Annotated in this window: 1 pseudogene; it reads left to right on the top strand. The window is 61.9% G+C overall.

Features of this window, described 5'->3' with window-relative positions:
• Window positions 1–29: 29 nt before the first annotated feature.
• Window positions 30–281: pseudogene (locus SB753_RS36595) on the top strand (integrase); the annotation flags it as partial.

Consider the following 281-nt stretch of genomic DNA (forward strand, 5'->3'; position numbering starts at 1 on the left):
GTAGCGCTTCCCTGGCCGGGGAGGCACTCATGAGACACCGCAAATCACTTATGCAGTGGATCGACGACTACCTCGCGGTTCGCCGCCAAGCGGGATTTGCGCTCAAGGCGGAAGGCGAACAGCTTCGACACTTCGCGCGATTCGCTCAACAGATCGGCCACAAGGGCTCGTTGACCACACAGCTTGCCGTGCGATGGGCAAGCAGTTCCGTAGGAGGCCGCCGGCTTACGGCCGCACGCAGGATCGAGCTACTACGGCCCTTTGCCAAATACTGCCGGCAG

Origin of the sequence: Paraburkholderia sp. SIMBA_053 (assembly GCF_046534895.1) — a bacterium.
Classification (GTDB): Bacteria; Pseudomonadota; Gammaproteobacteria; order Burkholderiales; family Burkholderiaceae; genus Paraburkholderia; species Paraburkholderia caledonica.